At 71.2% G+C, this 17,717-nt stretch carries 15 protein-coding genes; 6 read left to right on the top strand and 9 right to left on the bottom strand.

Going from position 1 to position 17,717, the window contains the following annotated elements:
* Positions 1 to 2: 2 nt before the first annotated feature.
* Together FOF48_RS23865 and FOF48_RS23860 are read right to left on the bottom strand one after the other, a co-directional pair.
* A complete protein-coding gene (locus tag FOF48_RS23865; RefSeq protein ID WP_143905069.1) occupies positions 3 to 881 on the bottom strand; it encodes a sigma-70 family RNA polymerase sigma factor in 879 nt (292 codons plus the stop codon).
* A complete protein-coding gene (locus FOF48_RS23860; RefSeq protein ID WP_143905068.1) occupies positions 868 to 1,329 on the bottom strand; it encodes a carboxymuconolactone decarboxylase family protein in 462 nt (153 codons plus the stop codon). The genes FOF48_RS23865 and FOF48_RS23860 overlap by 14 nt, the downstream gene beginning before the upstream one ends.
* A gap of 120 nt (positions 1,330 to 1,449) precedes the next feature.
* On the opposite strand from FOF48_RS23860, the gene FOF48_RS23855 reads away from it, so the two are divergent.
* On the top strand, positions 1,450 to 2,061 hold the full coding sequence (locus FOF48_RS23855; protein WP_143905067.1) for a pyridoxamine 5'-phosphate oxidase family protein: 612 nt from the start codon (positions 1,450 to 1,452) through the stop codon (positions 2,059 to 2,061).
* Between the two features lie 3 nt (positions 2,062 to 2,064).
* Here FOF48_RS23855 and FOF48_RS23850 read toward each other — a convergent pair whose 3' ends face one another.
* From FOF48_RS23850 to FOF48_RS23840, 3 genes are read right to left on the bottom strand one after another with little or no spacing between them, the layout of a single operon-like run.
* Positions 2,065 to 3,105 carry an ABC transporter ATP-binding protein gene (locus FOF48_RS23850; RefSeq protein WP_186002050.1) on the bottom strand — a complete coding sequence of 347 codons (1,041 nt, stop codon included), beginning with the start codon at positions 3,103 to 3,105 and terminating at the stop codon, positions 2,065 to 2,067.
* Positions 3,105 to 4,775 (bottom strand): iron ABC transporter permease, encoded by a 1,671-nt coding sequence (locus tag FOF48_RS23845; protein WP_143905065.1) that lies wholly within the window; start codon positions 4,773 to 4,775, stop codon positions 3,105 to 3,107. Before FOF48_RS23845 ends, FOF48_RS23850 begins: the two co-directional genes overlap by 1 nt.
* Entirely contained in the window at positions 4,772 to 5,812 is a 1,041-nt protein-coding gene (locus FOF48_RS23840; protein WP_143905064.1) for an ABC transporter substrate-binding protein, read from the bottom strand. The genes FOF48_RS23845 and FOF48_RS23840 overlap by 4 nt, the downstream gene beginning before the upstream one ends.
* Positions 5,813 to 5,973: 161 nt before the next feature.
* Here FOF48_RS23840 and FOF48_RS23835 point away from each other — a divergent pair, with 161 nt between their 5' ends.
* The gene (locus tag FOF48_RS23835) at positions 5,974 to 7,332 is read left to right on the top strand and encodes a family 16 glycosylhydrolase (RefSeq protein WP_143905063.1); all 1,359 of its coding nucleotides are present in this window, start codon (positions 5,974 to 5,976) and stop codon (positions 7,330 to 7,332) included.
* Between the two features lie 61 nt (positions 7,333 to 7,393).
* Here FOF48_RS23835 and FOF48_RS23830 read toward each other — a convergent pair whose 3' ends face one another.
* Positions 7,394 to 8,512, bottom strand: a complete 1,119-nt coding sequence (locus FOF48_RS23830) for a polysaccharide deacetylase family protein (protein WP_255442585.1) — start codon at positions 8,510 to 8,512, stop codon at positions 7,394 to 7,396.
* A gap of 204 nt (positions 8,513 to 8,716) precedes the next feature.
* Here FOF48_RS23830 and FOF48_RS23825 point away from each other — a divergent pair, with 204 nt between their 5' ends.
* The 4 genes from FOF48_RS23825 (at position 8,717) to FOF48_RS23810 (ending at position 12,289) form a co-directional block, all read left to right on the top strand.
* Positions 8,717 to 9,586: an ABC transporter substrate-binding protein gene (locus FOF48_RS23825; RefSeq protein ID WP_143905061.1), complete on the top strand. Its 870-nt coding sequence runs from the start codon at positions 8,717 to 8,719 to the stop codon at positions 9,584 to 9,586.
* Positions 9,583 to 10,377 (top strand): ABC transporter ATP-binding protein, encoded by a 795-nt coding sequence (locus tag FOF48_RS23820; protein WP_143905060.1) that lies wholly within the window; start codon positions 9,583 to 9,585, stop codon positions 10,375 to 10,377. Before FOF48_RS23825 ends, FOF48_RS23820 begins: the two co-directional genes overlap by 4 nt.
* Positions 10,374 to 11,312, top strand: coding sequence for an iron ABC transporter permease (locus tag FOF48_RS23815; protein ID WP_143905059.1), 939 nt, complete (start codon positions 10,374 to 10,376; stop codon positions 11,310 to 11,312). The genes FOF48_RS23820 and FOF48_RS23815 overlap by 4 nt, the downstream gene beginning before the upstream one ends.
* A gap of 143 nt (positions 11,313 to 11,455) precedes the next feature.
* Positions 11,456 to 12,289, top strand: a complete 834-nt coding sequence (locus tag FOF48_RS23810) for a tetratricopeptide repeat protein (RefSeq protein ID WP_143905058.1) — start codon at positions 11,456 to 11,458, stop codon at positions 12,287 to 12,289.
* Between the two features lie 26 nt (positions 12,290 to 12,315).
* Here the strand turns inward: FOF48_RS23810 and FOF48_RS23805 are convergent, their stop codons facing one another.
* From FOF48_RS23805 to FOF48_RS23795, 3 genes are all read right to left on the bottom strand, one after another.
* The gene (locus tag FOF48_RS23805) at positions 12,316 to 12,534 is read right to left on the bottom strand and encodes a DUF3185 family protein (RefSeq protein ID WP_186002049.1); all 219 of its coding nucleotides are present in this window, start codon (positions 12,532 to 12,534) and stop codon (positions 12,316 to 12,318) included.
* A gap of 51 nt (positions 12,535 to 12,585) precedes the next feature.
* Positions 12,586 to 16,011 (bottom strand): ribonuclease R, encoded by a 3,426-nt coding sequence (gene rnr / locus FOF48_RS23800; RefSeq protein WP_143905057.1) that lies wholly within the window; start codon positions 16,009 to 16,011, stop codon positions 12,586 to 12,588.
* A 127-nt stretch (positions 16,012 to 16,138) separates the two neighbouring features.
* Positions 16,139 to 17,545 carry a protease inhibitor I42 family protein gene (locus tag FOF48_RS23795; protein WP_143905056.1) on the bottom strand — a complete coding sequence of 469 codons (1,407 nt, stop codon included), beginning with the start codon at positions 17,543 to 17,545 and terminating at the stop codon, positions 16,139 to 16,141.
* Positions 17,546 to 17,717 lie beyond the last annotated feature (172 nt).

Raw genomic sequence — 17,717 nt, 5'->3', positions numbered from 1 at the left:
CGCTACGACACGTCCTCGCCCACCGCGCGCCGGATGTTCGACAGCTTGTCCGGATTGCGCGTGATGTAGATGGCCACGATGCGGCCGTCCTCGATTCCGAACGCCGTCGTCTGGAAGACGCCGTCCGCTTCCAACGTGACGAACGCAGGCAGGCCGTCGATGACGCCCTCGTGGATGAGCCGGGACGCGTTCACGCCCGTGCGGCGCACCAGCCCCTCGAACAGGCGCACGCTCTTCTCCATGCCATGGATGGGGTTGAGGGCCGCCTTCGCCTTGCCGCCGCTGTCGGAGTACACGACGACATCCTGGGCGAGCAGCGCCTGGAGCGCGTGCGTGTCGCCGCTCCGGGACGCGGCATAGAACGCCGAGGCCAGCTCCCGGCCCTGGCCCTCCGTCACGGGGAAGCGCGGCCGGGCCTCGCGCACGTGGGTCCGCGCCCGGCTGGCGAGCTGGCGGCAGGCCGCGGGGTCCCGGTCGATGGCCTTCGCCACCTCCTCGAAGTCCATGCCGAACACGTCGTGCAGGAGGAACGCGGCGCGCTCCAGCGGGGACAGGCGCTCCAGGGCCATCATCAGGGTCAGCGTCAAGTCGTCACCCTCCACTGTCTCGATGATGGGCTCTGGCAGCCAGGTGCCCACGTACTCCTCGCGCCGGACGCGCGCGGACTTCAGGACGTCAAGGCACAGGCGCGTCACCGTGCGGACGAGCACGGCCTCGGCGTCCCGCACGGCGGCGCGGTCCGCCTGATGCCAGCGCAGGTACGCCTCCTGGACCACGTCCTCCGCCTCCGCGACGATGCCCAGCATCCGGTACGCGATGCGGAGCAGGCGGGGGCGGAGCGGGTCGAAGGCGTCCGCGGGGCTCGCGTCAGGCGGCTTCACTGCGCGTGGCCACCGGGTGCAGGGCACGGAAGCCGATGGCGATCCGGTTCCAGGTGTTGATCTGTCCAATCAGCAGGGTGAGCTTCACGATCTCCTCTTCGGTGAAGTGCGGCTTGAGCGCAGCGTAGTCGGCGTCCGGCGCGTGCGTCTGGGAAACGAGCGTCAGGGCCTCGGTCCAGCCCAGCGCCGCCCGCTCGCGCTCGGTGTAGAGCGGCGACTCGCGCCAGGCGTCCAGCAGGTAGATGCGCTCCTCGGTCTCCCCGCGCGCCCGGGCGTCACGGGTGTGCATGTGGATGCAGTAGGCGCAGCCGTTGAGCTGCGAGGCGCGGATCTTGACCAACTCCATGAGGCGCGACTCCAGCCCCAGTCCAGCGACCTTCTCGCTGAACTCGAGCATGACCTTCAATGCCTCCGGCGCGACCGCCATGGGATTCATCCTGACCTTCATGGGTGGCTCCTCTTTTCCGAGCAGGGGGAATCGCCTGCTCCACCCCCAGGACGACGCAGCGGGGGCGGCGTGTGACATCGCCCTTCAAAAAGTGAAAATGCTCCTCAGGAGGCGCACCCGATGAAGACGGTGACGGATGTGGAGACGCTTGAAGGCCTGTACGGGTTTCCCACAAGGCCCTCCGTCCTCAAGGAGGTGGACCACCTCCACCCGGCGTACCGGCCCTTCATTGAACGCTCGCCGTTCGCGGTGCTCGCCACGTCAGGGCCGGACGGCCTGGACGTGTCCCCCCGGGGCGACCCCGCGGGCTTCGTCGTCATCGACGACGTGCACACGCTGCTGCTCCCCGACCGGCGCGGCAACAACCGCGCCGACTCGTTGCGCAACATCCTGACGAATCCGCACGTCGCGTTGCTCTTCTTCGTCCCCGGCGTCAACGAAACCCTGCGCGTCAACGGCCGGGCGAGCATCGTCATCGAACCGTCGATGCTGGAGCGCTTCACCTTCGAGGGAAAGCAGCCACGCTCCGTGCTGCGCGTCACGGTGGAGGCCGTCTTCTTCCAGTGCAGTCGCGCGCTGATCCGCTCCGAGCTCTGGAATCCGGCCCGGCACGTGGCCCGCCACGAACTCCCGAGCAACGGAGCCATCCTCGCGGCCCTCAGCGAGGACACCTTCGACGGCGACGAGTACGACCGCGAGCTCCCGAAGCGCGTGAAGTCGACGCTGTACTGAGCCTCAAGCGCTGGCGTCGAAGAGGGTGGCCTTGCGCACGCGCACCCGCAGCGGTTGCCCGGCGCGCACGCCGTCCAGCGCGGGACCGACGACGCGCAGGAACGCATCCCCCACCGGGAAGCGGTACTCCGCCGAGTGCCCCAGGAACAGGCGCGCGGAGAGGACGAGCGGCGTGCCGGACTCCCCCAACTCCAGGTCCTCCGGCCGCACCACCAACGTCCCAGGCCCGGAGCGCGCCCCCACTTCCGTGGGCAGCTCGAACGAGACCTCCGCCCCCGCGCAGTGAAAGACCCCGGCGCGAGTGTCACCCCGCAGCACGTTCGCGCCCCCGACGAAGCCCGCGACGAAGGGAGTCGCCGGCTGGCGATACAGCCGCTCCGGCGTGTCCACCTGTTCGATGACGCCGCGGTTCATCACCGCGATGCGGTCCGACAAAGCCAGGGCCTCGCCCTGGTCGTGCGTGACGAAGACGAGCGTCGTCCCCAGTCGGGCGCGCAGCGCGGCGATCTCGGCGCGCAACTCCTCGCGCAGGGCCGCGTCCAGGTTCGACAGGGGCTCATCCAGCAGCAGCACGCGCGGGTCCGCGACCAGCGCCCGCGCGAGCGCCACGCGCTGCAACTGTCCGCCGGACAGCTCATGCGGCATGCGCGCCGCGAACGCCTCCAGCCGCACCCACCGGAGGGCTTCGCGCACGCGCGCCGCCACCTCGTGCCGGGGCACCTTCCGAAGCACCAGGGGATAGGCGACGTTCGCTTCCACGCTGCGGTGAGGCCAGATGGCGTAGCTCTGGAACACCATGCCCAGGCCGCGACGCTCGGGGGGAACACGCACGCCGGGGCCGGCCACCAGCTCGTCACCCAGGCGGATGGTGCCGGCGTCCGGATGCTCCAGCCCGGCGAGCATCCGCAGCGTCGTCGTCTTCCCGCACCCCGAGGGGCCCAGCAGGGAGACCAGCTCGCCCTGCCCGACCGTCAGGCTCAAGCCCCGCACCACGGGGGGCCCGCCGTACGCCTTGACCAGCTCCTCCAGGACGATGGCCGCCATCACCGCACCTCCGGCACGCGGCGCCGCGCCCACGCGAGCACGGCCTGTCCCGCCACCACCAGCACCACGAACGCGCACGCCAGCACCGCCGCGGCGGCGGGATCCGCGTAGCTCTGCAACTCGAACAGCAGCGTGCCCAGCACCTCGGAGCCAGCGGGCACCAGCAGCACCGACAGGGTGATCTCCGTGGCGCACGCGAGGAACGCCAGCACGAACGCCACCGTGAGCGCGGGCCGGAGCAGCGGCAACGTCGCGTCCAGGAACGCCCGCGTCGGCCCCGCGCCGCCCACCCGCGCCGCCTCCGCCAGGGAGGGGTCCACCTGAGCCAGGGCCTCGGTGCCGTTGCGCTCGCCCAGGGCCAGGTACTTGCCCACGTAGCCCACGAGCAACAGCCACGGGGTGTTCGCCAGGGCCAGCACGAACGCCACCCGCTCCAGCACCACCAGCCGCCAGTCCCGCGAGAACGCCACCAGCAGCGCCAGCGCCAGCACCGTGCCCGGCACCGCGTAGGGCCACACGGCCATCGCCTCCACCACCGCGCCGCCCCTCCGGAAGGACCGCCGCAGCAGCGCCCCCGCGAGCCCCAACCCCACGATGAGTCCCCCCGCCCCCGCCGCGAGCAGCACGCTGCGCCCCGTGGCGCGCAAGGTGCGCGCGTCCCACAGCACACCGGACCAGTGAGACAAGGTCAGCGTGTCCCAGGCCAGCGAGGCGCCAAAGCTGCGTTGCAGCGAGGTGAGCAGGATGGCGGCCAACGGCAGCACCACCAGCGCGCCCCCCAATGCGCCCACGCCCAGGAGCGCCCAGCGCCGCCATGCCCCCAGCGCCAGCGCGCGCGGAGACACGCCCTTGCCCGCGCTCAACCGCACCCGGCCGCTCCGGCCCAGCGCCCACGTGAGGCCCAGCGCCAGCGGCGTCAGCAGCAACAGGAACGACGCGAGCACGGACGCGCGAGGCAGGCCCTCCTCGCTGCCCAGGAGCACCAGCTCGTAGATGCGCGTGGTGAGGACGCGCGTGGGCGGCGACGCCGAAACGCCGAGCAGGTACGGCACGCCAAAGGAGGACGCGGCCATGAGGAACACCATCACGGCTCCCGAGAGCAGCGACGGCAGGATCAGGGGGAGCGTGGTGCTCACCAGCGCGCGAAGCGGCGTCGCGCCGGACACGCGGGCAGCCTCCTCCAGCGAGGGATCCACGCGCCTCAGCGCCGCGGCGCCCGCGAGCAGCACGAGCGGCAGCCCCGAGAGTCCCTCCACGAACGCGATGCCGCCCGCGCCATAGACGTCGAACACATCCGCGCCCAGCAGCCGGTTCAGGTAGCCCGCGCGCGGGCTCGCGAGTGACAGCCACCCCATGCCCCAGATGAACGCCGGGATGGCGGAGGGCAACGTGAAGAGCACCGTGAACGCGCCGCGAAGGGGCAGGTCCGTGCGGAACAGGAGGAAGGCCAGCGGGGCCCCCAGGCCCAGCGCCCACGCCGTCGCGCCCAGCGAGATGCCCAGCGTGTTCACCAGCGCCAGGGACTCCGCCGCGACCATCCCTCCCATTCCACCCGTCGCCGCCCCCACACCCCGAGCCAACAGCGCCGCGACCGGCCCCCCCGCGAAGAGCAGCAGCGGAACGGCCCAGACAGACAGCGCGAGCCACCGCCCCCAGCCGCGTCCCGTCATCGCGCGAAGGCCCGGCTGAAGGCTTCCTTGATGTCACCACCGTGCAGCAGTCCCTGCTCCAGCAGCACCGGGGTCCACGCCCGCGCGCGGCCCAGCAGGCCCTCCACACCGGGCCCGCCACGCGGTCCGTCCAGCCGCGGATCCACCGCGTTCATGTCGCCCGTCTCCACGATGATGCGCTGCCCCTCCGGCGACAGCAGCACGTCCACCAGCGCCTTCGCCGCCACCGGGTTGCGCGTCGACGCGAACACCGCCACGGGGCCTGGGATGACGACCGCGCCGTCCTCCGGCCAGACGACCTCGATGGGGCTCCCCTTCGCCTTCGCCGCCAGCGCGTTCTCCAGCAGCAACACGCCCGCGTCCGCCTCTCCGCTCTCCACCTTCTGAAGCACCGCCGCGTTGCCTCCGGCCACCACCGCGCCCCTCACCCTCAGGCCCGCGAAGTACGCATCGCCGTGCTGGGCCCGCAGGAACACCGCCCAGGTGAACGCCGTGCCCGACGTGAGCGGATCCCCGATGGCCACCTTCCCCGTCCAGCTGCCATCCGTCAGCGCGGCGAAGGACCTCGGCGCCGTCCCCGCGCCCACGCGGTGCACCAACACCATGGTGGACAGCCGCACCGCCGCGTACCTCGCATCCAGGTCCATCAGCGAGCGAGGGACCCGCAGCGCGTTCACGGAGGCGTAGCGCAGGAAGGCGCCGTCCCTCGCCAGCCGCTCGTACAGGAAGGGATCCGACGTCATCAGCAGATCCGCGCGCACCGCCCCCGCGGCCCGCTCCGCCTCCAGGCGGCTGGCCACCTTCTCACTGCCCGCCTGATACCAATGCACCTGGACCCCGGGCAGCCGCTCCTTCAACAGCGGCTCCAGCGCATCCAGCACGTGCCGGTACATCGACGTGTAGACCCACACCTCGCCCGAAGGCGTCGCGGCCTGCGCCACGGCGGCACCTCCCGACGGCGCGGCGGATTCGATGCGGCACGCGGCCAGGAGGAGCAGCGCGAGGACGGAGCCCACGCGGAGGAGGGGGATGCGCATGCGGGTGTCGATTATGCGGCACCTGCCCTCCTCGCACACCCACCGCGCATCGGGAGCCCCCGCGCTCGGGCCGACACGGTGCTGAAACAATCGCCTCCGCGTCTTCCTGGAAAATCAAGCTAAAACAGGCAAAATGGATGCTCCCCCAACCCGGAGCACTCATGCACCGCCCCCTACGCGCTGGCCTGATCACCACAGGACTCCTCACCCTCCTCTCTGGCTGTTCGCCGGAGCCGGAGGCCACGCCCGTGGAGGCGGAGGCCTACGGCCGGACGCAGCAAGGCGAGCGCGCCTACGATCCGGGTGCGGGGTGGACGTTGTCCTGGCAGGACGACTTCACGGGCACGTCGTTGAACACGGGTGCGTGGACGGTGCTCACGAGCAACTGGGATCCGCTGCTCAACAACTGCAACTTCGGCACGGGCGAGCTGGAGTTCCCGCGTGCGCAGAACGTGTCGGTGAGCAACGGCAAGTTGATCATCACGGCGGAGCGCACGGGGGACAACCCCACGGACTCGCACTGCCCGGGCAACTACCGGTCGTTCTATTCCGGCCGCATCCACACCAAGGGCAAGGTGGAGGGGCGCTACGGAAGGATCGTCGCGAGCATCAAGGTTCCGCCGGGCTACGGCATGTGGCCGGCGTTCTGGACGCTGGGCTCCAACCTCACCAGCGCGGGCTGGCCGGGCGCCGGGGAGATCGACATCCTGGAGTGGAAGTCCACGGAGCCCACGTGGATGAAGTCCGCGCTGCATTGGTACAACGGCGGCAACGCGGACTGGGGCACGGGCGCGAGCCGTGGCGTGGACCTGTCGCAGGACTTCCACACGTATGAGGTGGAGTGGAACGCGAACACCATGGTGTTCCGCCTGGACCGCGACTTCGTCTCCACGGCGACCTTCAACCACAACGAGACGGAGTTCCAGCAGCCGCACTTCCTCATCCTCAACCTCGCGCTGGGCGGCGTCTGGTACGGCAACCCGTCGCCGGACGCCATCGACCTGCCCTGGGGCGCGCGCAAGACGATGGAGGTGGAGTGGGTGCGCTGGTACCAGCCCGGCGGCGCCCAGTCGCTGGGCCTGACCAACGCCGGCTTCGAGCAGGGCATGACGGGCTGGGCGACCTGGAGCCCGGACGGCACGGGCGCGGCGGCGTACTCGGAGACGTACAACGGCGGCCACTCGGGCAGCTACCACCTGACGCACTGGACGGCGAGCTCCCCCTTCGAGGCCTGGACGTACCAGACGAAGTCCGGGCTCGCGGCGGGCACCTACAAGCTGCGCGCGTGGTTCCGCAAGGGCGGCACCTTCGACTTCGCGCGCTTCCAGGTGAAGACCTGCGGCTCGTGCGCGGCGGCCATCACCAACCTGGGCACGTACGGCAACTACACGCTGGTGGAGACGCCCGCCGTCACCGTCCCGGACAACGGCTACCTGGAGTTCGGCTTGCACAGCAAGGCGACCGTCCACGACGCCTCCAGCTTCATCCACATGGATGACGTGGAGCTGATCAAGCTGTAGGCGTCGCATCCCATCCGCGCGCGCCGGAGGCGCAACTGGCGCGCGCGGCTTCGAGGCCGGCTCAGCGGGGAACGAGGATGAAGTCGTCCACGTACAGCGTGCCCTGGTTCGCTCCTGAGTCGTCCATCACGTAGAGGTCATCCACCGTGCCGGACGTCGCGCCCAGCGCGCTCAGCGGAATGGAGACCTTCTGCCACGTCCCCGCCGCGATGGGGTGGCCCAGCGCCGTCGCCAGGTTCATGCTGCCGCGCGGCGTGGAGCCATTGTAGAGCGCCAGCCGCACCTGCTGACCGCCCGTGGTGCCGCCGTGCACCCAGAGGTCGACGGACTGGTACAGCGACAGGTCCAGGCCCGCGTGGTGGAACATCAGCGCCTCCCAGAAGTCCGGCTCGAACCCGATGGCCGTGGCCCCGGAGTGCACCGTGACGGACTGGTCCAGGTCGTGCGTCGCCCAGCTCCAATCCTGGAACCCGCTGCCCATCGCGTCGTCGTAGACGACCGTGCCCACGGAGACCGGTGGCTCCGTGACGCCGTCCGTCAGCGCCAGCCCTTGCGCGACGGTGACGGTGCGGATGCCGGTCGACCGCACGTAGTCGAGGATGCTGGTGAAGTTGGAGGTCTTGTATTGCGTGTCGCGCGTGGGCGTGCCGCTGGTGAACTCATGGAAGAGGATGATGAGCCAGCTCTTCTCCGCGATGGCCTGGTTGATCCATCCCTTCACCGTCGCCACCGTCACCGCGCTCGAGACGTCGTTGGCGCGCAGCTCGTAGATGACCGTGTCGCGGAAGTTCCGGCCCGCGTTGATGGTGCGGTGGCTGGCGTACTCCGGCTTCAGCGCGGCCATCACGGTCGCGTTGTAGGCACCATAGGGTGAAGCGAAGTCCTTGCCACATGCCGGCCCCACGTTCGTGGACAGATACACCCGCGAGTCATGCAGCTCCGACGTGAGCTGCGCGGGCGTCAACGTGGTGAGATCCGGGTGCGTGCGGGTGTGGCTGGCGATCTCATTTCCCTCCGTATGGAGCGTCCGCACCTGCGCGAGGCTCAGGTAGCCACCCCACCCCTGCGCGATGGCGTCGGTGACGAGGTAGTAGGTCGCGGGAATGCCTCGCGAATTGAGCGCGGGCCGCGCCGCCGTGTACTGCGTGCTCCAGCCGTCATCCAACGTGATGGAGACCATCCCTTCCGCGAACGGCGATGCGGCAAGGGCAGACGAAGTGCAAAGCAGCGCCGCGGCGCAGAGCGCGCGGGACGACGGATTCATCCAGGCCATGTCCGATTCCCCCTGTGAGGATTTCTCAGGATAAACGCGCTTCACGCGCAAAACCCAGGCTTCGCTTCCCGGCACTCGAGGACGACCCGCGTGTTAGAAGGCGACCCGCCCATGAGTCTCTTCCGCCTCCCCTCGCTGCTCTGCGTGGTGCTCGCACTCGCGGCTGGTTGCCAACGCTCGGCGCCCCCTGCGTCGGAGTCACAGGCGCGGCGGATCATCTCGCTGTCGCCGTCCCTCACGGAGACGCTGTTCGCGCTGGGCGCCGGCGCGGAGGTGGTGGGCGTGTCCGACTACACCACCCTGCCCGAGGGGGCTCCCGCGCTGCCTCGGGTGGGCACCACCTTCACCCCCAACTTCGAGGCCATCGCGCGGCTCAAGCCGACGCTGCTCGTGGACCAGCAGGTGAAGCAGGCTCCAGCGGAGGCGCTGTCCGCGCTCGCGCCGCTGAAGGTGCTGCCCTGGCTGTCGCTTCCGGAGGTCGTGGCGAGCGTGAAGGAGCTGGGCCGGCTGAGCGGACGCGAGCCCCAGGCCGCGGCGCTGGCGGAGCGGCTCCAGGTGACGCTGTCGCGCCCCGCGCCGAAGGACGCGCCACGCGTGCTGCTGGTGCTGGGCGACGTGGCGGGCACGCTGTCGGAGGTCTGGTACATGAAGCGCGCGTCGCTTCACGGCGCCGCGCTGGAAGCCGCGGGTGGGCGCAACGCCGTCGCGGAGGACAAGCTTGGGCCGCCCAACCTGTCGCTGGAAGGGGTCATCGCGCTCAATCCGGACGCGGTGCTGGTCCTCATCAACGCCCCCGCCCTGGACGCCGAGCAACAGGCGCGCGTGCTCACCCAATGGAAGCAGCTCACCGGACTGCGCGCCGCGCGAGAGGACCGGGTGCGGCTGGTCATCGGCCCCGACGTGCAGTCCACCGGGCCCGCCATCCTCGACGTCGTCGACCGGCTCCACGCCGCCCTGGGCACCCTGCCCTCCGCGCCATGACGGCCGGCCTGACGCTGGAGGCGGTGACGGTGCGAGCGCGCGGGCGGACGCTGCTGGATGGCGTGTCGCTGCGCGTGACACCGGGCGACTTCGTGGCCATCGTCGGGCCCAACGGCGCCGGAAAGTCCACGCTCCTGCGGGTGGCGCTGGGCCTGCTCCAGCCGGACGCGGGCCATGCGCTCGTGGACGGACAGGACGTGGCGAAGCTCGCTCCCCGTGAGCGCGCGGCGCGGCTCGCGTGGCTGCCCCAGCGGCTGGAGGCGGCGGAGCCCATCACCGCGCTGGAGCAGGTCGTCTCCGCGCGCTACCGCTTCCCCGAATCCCGCCGCGCCTCCGAGGCGGCGGCGCACCAGGCGCTCGCGGAGGTGGGGGCCGCGTCGTTCGCCCTGCGGCCCATCACGGAGCTGTCGGGCGGCGAGCGGCAGCGCGTGGCGGTGGCGGGGTTGCTCGCGCAGGAGACGCCGCTGGTGCTGCTGGACGAGCCCGCCAACTTCCTGGACCCCGCGCAGCAGCTGGACCTGTACGCGCGCATGGGTCAGCTCTGGCGCGCGGGGCGCGGCATCCTCTGCGTGACCCATGACGTCAACGTGCTCGCGCACACCCATGCGCCCGGGACGCCCGCGCCGCGCGTGGTCGGGCTCTTCCAGGGCCGCGTGGCGTTCGACTCGCGCCTCGATGCGCCGGACCTGGGCGAACAGCTGGGAGCGTTGTTCGGCGTGAGGATGCACGGCATGCACGTGGAGGGACACCGCGTCTTCGTGGGCCTGCCCCGGAGCGGAGGCACGCCGTGAAGCCCTGGGTCCTCGTGGCGCTGTGCGTGGCCGCTTGCCTCGTGGCGCCGTTCATCGGCCCGGGCTTCTCCGCGGATTCGGCGGACTTCATCTTCTGGCAGCTGCGCGTGCCCCGCACGCTGATGGCCATCCTGGTGGGCGGCACGCTGTCCCTGGTGGGCGCGGTGTATCAGTCCCTCTTCGCGAACCCGCTGGCCGCGCCGAGCACCGTGGGCACCACGGCGGGCGCGACCCTGGGCGCGCTGGTGGCCATCATCCTGGGGGCTCGACTGGCGCCTGGGGGACTGCCGCTCATCACCGCCGCGGCCTTCGTGGGGGCGCTGGGCGTCAGCCTGGTGGTGGCCGCCATCGCGGCGGGCCGGCGCGTGCGGATGAACGACGTGGTGCTCGCGGGCATCGCCTGCTCCATGGCCGCGGGGGCGATCGCCACCGGATTGCAGTTCTCCGCGGACTCCGCGGAGCTGATGGCGGCCACGCTCTGGTCGCTGGGCCACCTGCCCCAGGTGGGCTATTCGGGCGTGCTGCTGCTGACGCCGTTCGCGCTCGTCACCGTCGTGGGCCTGCTCGCCCTCACCCGCGCACTGGAGGTGTTCATCGCCGGCGAGGAGCACGCCGAGTCCCAGGGCGTCCCCGTCCGCCGCGTCCGCACGGTGGCCATCGGCCTGGGGGCGCTGGGCGTCGCCGCGTGCGTCGCCTGGTGCGGCCCCATCGCCTTCGTGGAGCTCATCGTCCCGCACCTCGTGCGCCGCACTCTGGGCGTGAGTCGCCGCGTCCTGCTGCCCGGCTCGGTGGTGGTGGGGGCGGCCTTCCTCGCGTTGTGCGATGCGTCGGCACGGGTGATCCTCCCCGGGCGGGAATTGCCCGTGGGAGTGGTGACGGCCGCCCTGGGCGCGCCCCTGCTCGTCTCCCTGGTCGCGCGCGGCCGCTCCTCCTGAAGTGAAGTGTCCGGCCCTGGCCGCCCGGGGGGAGGCCGGGCCCTCAGGACACGCGGCTCACGAGTCGAGTTCGGGTATATTCCGCGGCACGTGGGGCCCCCGGACGTGGCGTGCCCCCTGGAACTTCACGAAAGGCTTTGAGCATGAAGCGACTGGGTAGCGTGGGTTTGATGCTGGGTGTGCTGACCCTGGGCGGGACCTTCGGCTGTGCGGACGAGAAGGAGGAGAAGGCCAAGGAGCACCGCGTCAAGGGCACCAACTTCCTCGCCGACAAGAACTACGCGGAGGCGGTGAAGGAGTACGAGGAGTCGCTGAAGATCGACCCGAACCAGGAGAAGGTCTGGGAGAAGAAGGCCTTCGCGCACATGCAGGCGGGCCAGACGGACGCCGCCGCGCAGGCCGCGCTGAAGCTGGTGGACTTCGCGAAGACGCCCACCGAGAAGGCCGACGCCTACCGCAACATCGCGGCGATGTACGCGAAGAACGGCCCGCTGGAGAAGGCGGAGCAGTACTTCCAGGAAGCGCTGAAGATCAACCCGAAGGACACCGACGCGCTCAGCTGGATCGCGGAGGTCCACTCGCAGCGCGGCGGGGCTCGCTCCATGGCCGCCCCGGCCGTCCCGGAGGAGTTGGAGAAGGCGCTGAAGACGTATGACGAGGTCCTCGCCATCAACCCGGACTCGCCCAACACGTACCTCAACAAGCGCATCGTGATGGCCAAGTACATGGAGCACGAGAAGGCCCTGCGCGACGCCGCCGAGCAGGAGGCCGTCGAGGCCGCCACGCCGCCCAAGGCGGAGAAGGGCAAGAAGCCCGTCGTGGATCCGCAGGCCGCGGAGCGCGTCGCCGCCGCCAAGGCCAGCGCCGCCGCTCACGCCGCGCGCATCGAGGAGCTCCAGGTCCAGTTCAACGAAATGACCAAGCAGTTCGGCGAGGCGACCAAGCGCGCCAAGGCCGCGCAGGCCACGGCCAAGTAGTCAGTCGGGCCCGGGGACGGGGCGGCCTAGCGCCGGCCTCGTCCCCCTCCGAAGAGGGCCAGGAGCACGCCGCCCACGAGCGCGGCGCCGCCGCCCGCGACGTAGTACGTCGTCTGTTCGGTGTTGCGGCCGGTGATGAGCTCCGTCGCGCGTTCGGTGAGCGAGTCCCGCGCCTTGAGCCCGGTGAACAGCAGCACTCCGCCCGCCACGGCGAGCATCAACCCCACGATTCGCACAGCGCCCACACGGCCTCCTTGAGAGGAACGGCTGCGAGGCCGGCAATCCCGGCCCCGCGTTCAGCGCTTGCGCTTGCCGGGAGCCCCACGCCCCGGCTTCTTGCTCGCGCCCTTGCTGCCCCCGGTCTTCTTCCCCGAGGGGGATTTCTTCGAAGGCTTCGAGCGGGCCGCCGCGCCCGTCGCCGCCTTGCGCACCTTCTTGGACGCGCCCGCGCGCCCAGGAGCCCCGCCCGTGGTGAGCTGGCCCCGTTGCGCGGCCAGCGCGCGGATCCGGTCGAAGCCCGGATGCGGAGACGCGGCCGGGGCGGTGTCGTCACCGAAAGGACTGGCCTCCAGGCCCGGTGCCGCCGACGGCGCGGCCTCCTCGGAGTCCTGTCCCGGGCGCGCGAAATCCTCACTCGGCGACAGCGCTCCCGCGGTGCTGGCGGAGTCCTCGCCGGACGCCGGTCGCGCGGGGCGAATCACCCGGCGCTTGCCCTTCGCCGGAGCGGAGGGCTCCGCCTTCGGCGTGGGCACGTCTTCGGTCTTGGCACGCGGGAAGCGCGAGGTCGTGCGAGCGGGCGCGGCCTCTTCGCGGCGCCCTTCCCGGCTGAACCGTCCGCGCGGGCGCGGCCTGGACGTCGCCTCCTCGGACGCATCGCCACCAAACCCAGCGAACGACGCGGCTTCTTCCGACGCGACGTCCTCGGCCGTCGGAGGCTCCCAGGGCCTCACGCCGAACGGCGTCTCTTCCGCGTCCGGGCTCCACGGCTCGGCCTCCGCGCCAGGACCCGACAGCTTCCGGTGGGACGCCTCACTGGCCGCCGTGGCGGACTTCCACGACGCGGCCCCCGAGCGAGCACCTTGTGGCTTCTGGCGGCCTTCGTCTCCGGCCGCCGTGACGGACTTCCACGACGCGGCCCCCGAGCGAGCACCTCGTGGCTTCTGAAGGGCCTCGTCCGTGGTCCGCGTCCCCGCCTCTTCCTGTTCGGCGAGCGACCTCCACTCCCCGTCCGCGTCGGCACCCGCCGGCTTCTTCCACGGCGTGCGCCCCGCCTTCGCGGCCTCGCGCTCGTGGCGCCCGGGACGGCCCGGACGCTCATGCCGGCCGCCCTGATGGCGCACCGGCGCCTCGTTGACGTACTCGCGCCGGCGCGACGGCGGCCGGGCCCCCGCGGCCCTCGGGAGCGGCGCTTCGTTCTCGAACTGGAGCGCCTCGAAGTCGATCTTCCGCGACGTCGTGTTCGCGGACAGCAACCTCACGCGCAGCTTCTGGCCCACGCGCACGCGCCTGCCGTTCGCGTACACGAGCGAGTGCGTGCGCTTGTCCAGCTTGGAGCCCGGCCCCAGCGTCTCCGCCTTCACCAGGCCTTCGACGTGCACCTCGTCCAGCTCCACGAAGAAGCCGAAGTCGGCGATGCCCGCCACCGTCGCGTCGAACTCCTCGCCCACGCGGTCCTTCATCATCAGCGCCGCGTAGAACGCCACCACCTCGCGCTCCACCGTCATGGCCGCGCGCTCGCGCTCCGAGCACTGCTGCGCCATGCCCTCCAGCCGCTCCTCCTCGCGCTCCAGCTGCGCGTCCGAGGGCCGCTTGCCCTTGCGCGCCCACACCGCCTTGAGGATGCGGTGCACCAGCAGGTCCGGATACCGCCGGATGGGCGACGTGAAGTGCAGGTAGTTCTCCGCCGCGAGCCCGTAGTGGCCCACGCGCGTCGACGTGTAGACGGCCTGCATCATGGAGCGCAGCAGCAGCTGGTTGAGCGCCCGCTGTTCGGGGTGTCCCTCCAGCTGCGTGATGAACGCGTCCAGCTCCTTCGACGACACACCGTCTTCGACTTCCAGGTGGAAGCCGTACGCCTCCGCCAGCACCGCGAACGCCGCCAGCTTCTGCGGATCCGGCTCGCCGTGGAACCGGTACACCGTGGGCAGGCCCTCGTCCTGGAAGTACGTCGCCACCGCCTCGTTGGCGGCGAGCATGCACTCCTCGATGAGCCGGTGGCTGTCCTTGCGCTCGCGCTTCTCCATGCGCAGCGGCAGGCCGTCCTCGCCCAGCAGCACCTTGTGCTCGGGCACGTCGAAGTCGATGGCGCCTCGCGCCTTGCGCATGCCCATCAGCGCGCGGGCCAGCGCCATCAACTCCTCGAACTGGGGCTTGAGGAAGTTCCGGTGCGGCACGTCCGTGCCATCCAGGACGTCCTGCACCTCGTTGTACGTGCAGCGCGCCACGCTGCGCATCACCGCCGGATACAGCTCGTGCGAGCGGCGCTGGCCGTGGCGGTCGAACGTCATGTCCGCGACCATGCACAGCCGGTCCTCGTCCGGACGCAACGAGCAGATGCCGTTGCTCAGCCGCTCCGGCAGCATGGGCAGCACGCGGTCCGGCAGGTACACGGACGTGGCGCGGTTGAGCGCCTCCGCGTCCAGGGCGCTGCGCTCGCGCACGTAGTGGGACACGTCCGCGATGGCCACCACCAGCCGCCAGCCCCCGGCCTTCGGCTCCGCGTAGACCGCGTCGTCGAAGTCGCGCGCGTCCTCACCGTCGATGGTGATGAGCGGCAGGGAGCGCAGGTCGCGGCGGTTTCCCTCCGTGGCCTCCGCTTCGGAGACGCGCACGGCGAACGCATCCGCCTCGTCCATCACCTCCGGCGGGAACTCGTCGGAGAAGCCCTGCGAGAAGGCCGACCCCAGCACCTCGGCGCTCGGCTCACCCGGCCGGCCCAGCGAGCCCGCCACCTCGCCGAACAGCCCCTGTCCCGGATCCAGGAGATCCGCGCCCACGCCCAGCCGCACCTTCACCAGGTCGCCATCGCGCGCCATCTGCGTCGCGGGGACGCGGATGGGGCCCGGGAGGTTCGCGTCCGTGGGCAGCACCACCGAGTGGCGTCCCTGCGCCACGTACGTGCCCACCGCCAGCTCACGGCGGCGGTTGACCACGCGCAACAGCCGGCCCTCGTAGCGGCCCGGCCGGCCCGCCACCTCCACGAGGACGCGGTCGTTGTCGAGCGCCCGCTGCGCCTCGCCCGGCGGCAGGAAGATGTTCTCGCCCTCGCCCGTCACCGGGTGCACGAAGCCGAAGCCGTCCCGGTGCATGTGGAGGATGCCCTCCACCTCGGGGATGCCGGAGTCGGTGAAGCGCTCGTCGCGGGAGCCCCGCTGGAGCGAGCGCCGGAACGGAGCACCGCCGGGACCGTCATCGCGGAAGCCGCCCCGGCGCTCCTCGCGGCCGCTGCCAGGAGCAGGCCCGCGCTTCTTGAAGGGAGGGGCGGAGGGCGCCCGGCGGAGGTCCGCATCCGCGTCCGGGGCACGGGGCACGCGCGGGCCTTCCAGCCGGAAGCGCTTGCCCTCCTTGAGGATGGCGCCGGAGCGCACCAGCTCGCGCAGGGCGCGCTTGAGTTCGGTCTGCTGGCCGGGGTTCAGCCCCGCGACGCGAAGGAGTTCCTTCACGCCCAGCGGGTGGTCGGCTTCAGCGAGCAGCTGTCGGATGTGGTCTTGGGAGAGGCTCACGGTGGGGGTGCGGCGGGGCCGCTCAGGGAACGGGTAAGCCCGAAGGGTGCGGGCGGGAACCCCCCGGCCCCCATTCGCCCTCCCCGGGAGACCTTGCGGTCCAGGGAGGGCCCGTGCGCCCAGACCCTCAGGGCCTGACCGTGACGTTGATCTTGAAGGAGCGCTCCACCACGCCCGGCGTGAACGCCTTGGCGAGGAAGAACTCCACTTCGAAGCTGCCGGGGTTGCGGGGGGTGAAGAAGAACTCGCGGGTGGCGGGGCTGCCGGCGGGACCCGGCTCGAAGTTGGCCTCGCGCAGACCCACGCGCTTGGCCAGCGTGGGCTCGATGGCCCAGGTCGAACCGGGCTGCTCCTGCAGGCGCACCGTGAGGCCGTGGTTGAGCTTCACGTCCACGGACGTGGGCACCTCGCCCTCGATGTGCACCAGCTCCATCTCGTCGCGCGACACCGAGCGCGCCTCGGACGGACGCGGCTCCACCGTCTCCGCGGCGATGCGGCCACCCCAGCCGGACGTCTTGTCCACCACGCCCGTCACCTGGAGCGTCTGCCCCACGTGCTTGCGCAGGCTCTTGACGGCCGCCTTGCCCTCGATGGCGAAGGACACCTGCTGGCGCGTACCCCCGTTGGACACGACGAGCACGAAGTCGTCGCCCATCATCTCCAGGTTGCCCCGGATGCTGGCGAAGCCCTTGATGCCGGAGCCCATGCCCGCGGCGATGGCCATGGAGACCTCGCCGGGCGACAGGTAGCGCAGCTTCGGCTCGGTGTCCGCGGGCGGCGGCGCGACCTCCTCCACTTCCGGCTTCTTGGCGGAGTACTTGCGCACCTCCACCACGCCGCTGTGGTTGGTCGTCTTCTTGATGAGGCCGCTCACGGAGACCTTGTGGTCCACGTAGGCCGGGAGGACCTCCTGGTCCGGGCCCTGGAGCAGGAACGTCAGCTCGCGCTTGTCGCGGCCCACGACCACCAGGTGGGGCAGCTCGCCGCTGAGGATGAGCCGGCCCTTGAGGCTGCCCTCCCCCATCACGCCCCGGCCTTCGCCGGCGGTGAGCAGCTGCTCCATCTCGCGCTTCGTGAGCGGCTCGCCCACGGGGGGAAGCTTGGTCGCGCGCGGGCGCGGCTTCTCCACGGGGGGACCGGAGGGAACGGACGAAGGGGTCTTGCCCCCCGCCTTCCCCGCGGCCTTCTTGCCGGCGGGAGCGCCCTTCGCGGGCGCCGCGGGGGCGGCCTTCGCGGCGGGCGCGGCCTTGCCACCCTTCGCGGGAGGCGCCGCGGGGGCCGCCTTGGCCACCGCCTTCTTGGCGGTCGCGGACGCCTTCTCCGGCTTCTCCGCCACCGCCTTCTTCGCCGCCGCGACCTTCCCCTTCGCCCCCTCGGCCACCGCCTTGACGACCTTCGTCGCGGCCGTCGCCACCTTCTTCGAGGCGTTCCTGATCAGATCCAGGCGGGCCGCGTTGTCCTTCTTCGCGGCAGGCTTCGCACCGGCTTTTGCAGCGGGAGTCGGCTTCTTCGCCCCGGACTTGGGCTTGGCCATCGACGCTGTCTCCTTGGAAATTTCCCGTGTGCTATCAACGGGTTGGCGGGACGCCCCTGCTGTTGGACGCGAGCCTCGCGATCACGATTGCTTGTAACGATGATCAGCTGGGCTGTCAAACTAACACTTGATTTTCCCACGGACTTTCGGTGTGAAAACGCCTCCTGGAAGC

Source organism: Corallococcus sp. Z5C101001, from assembly GCF_007352635.1.
Classification (GTDB): Bacteria; Myxococcota; Myxococcia; order Myxococcales; family Myxococcaceae; genus Corallococcus; species Corallococcus silvisoli.
The sequence above is the reverse complement of the archived record's forward strand: the minus strand, read 5'-3'. Positions and strand labels throughout refer to the sequence as shown.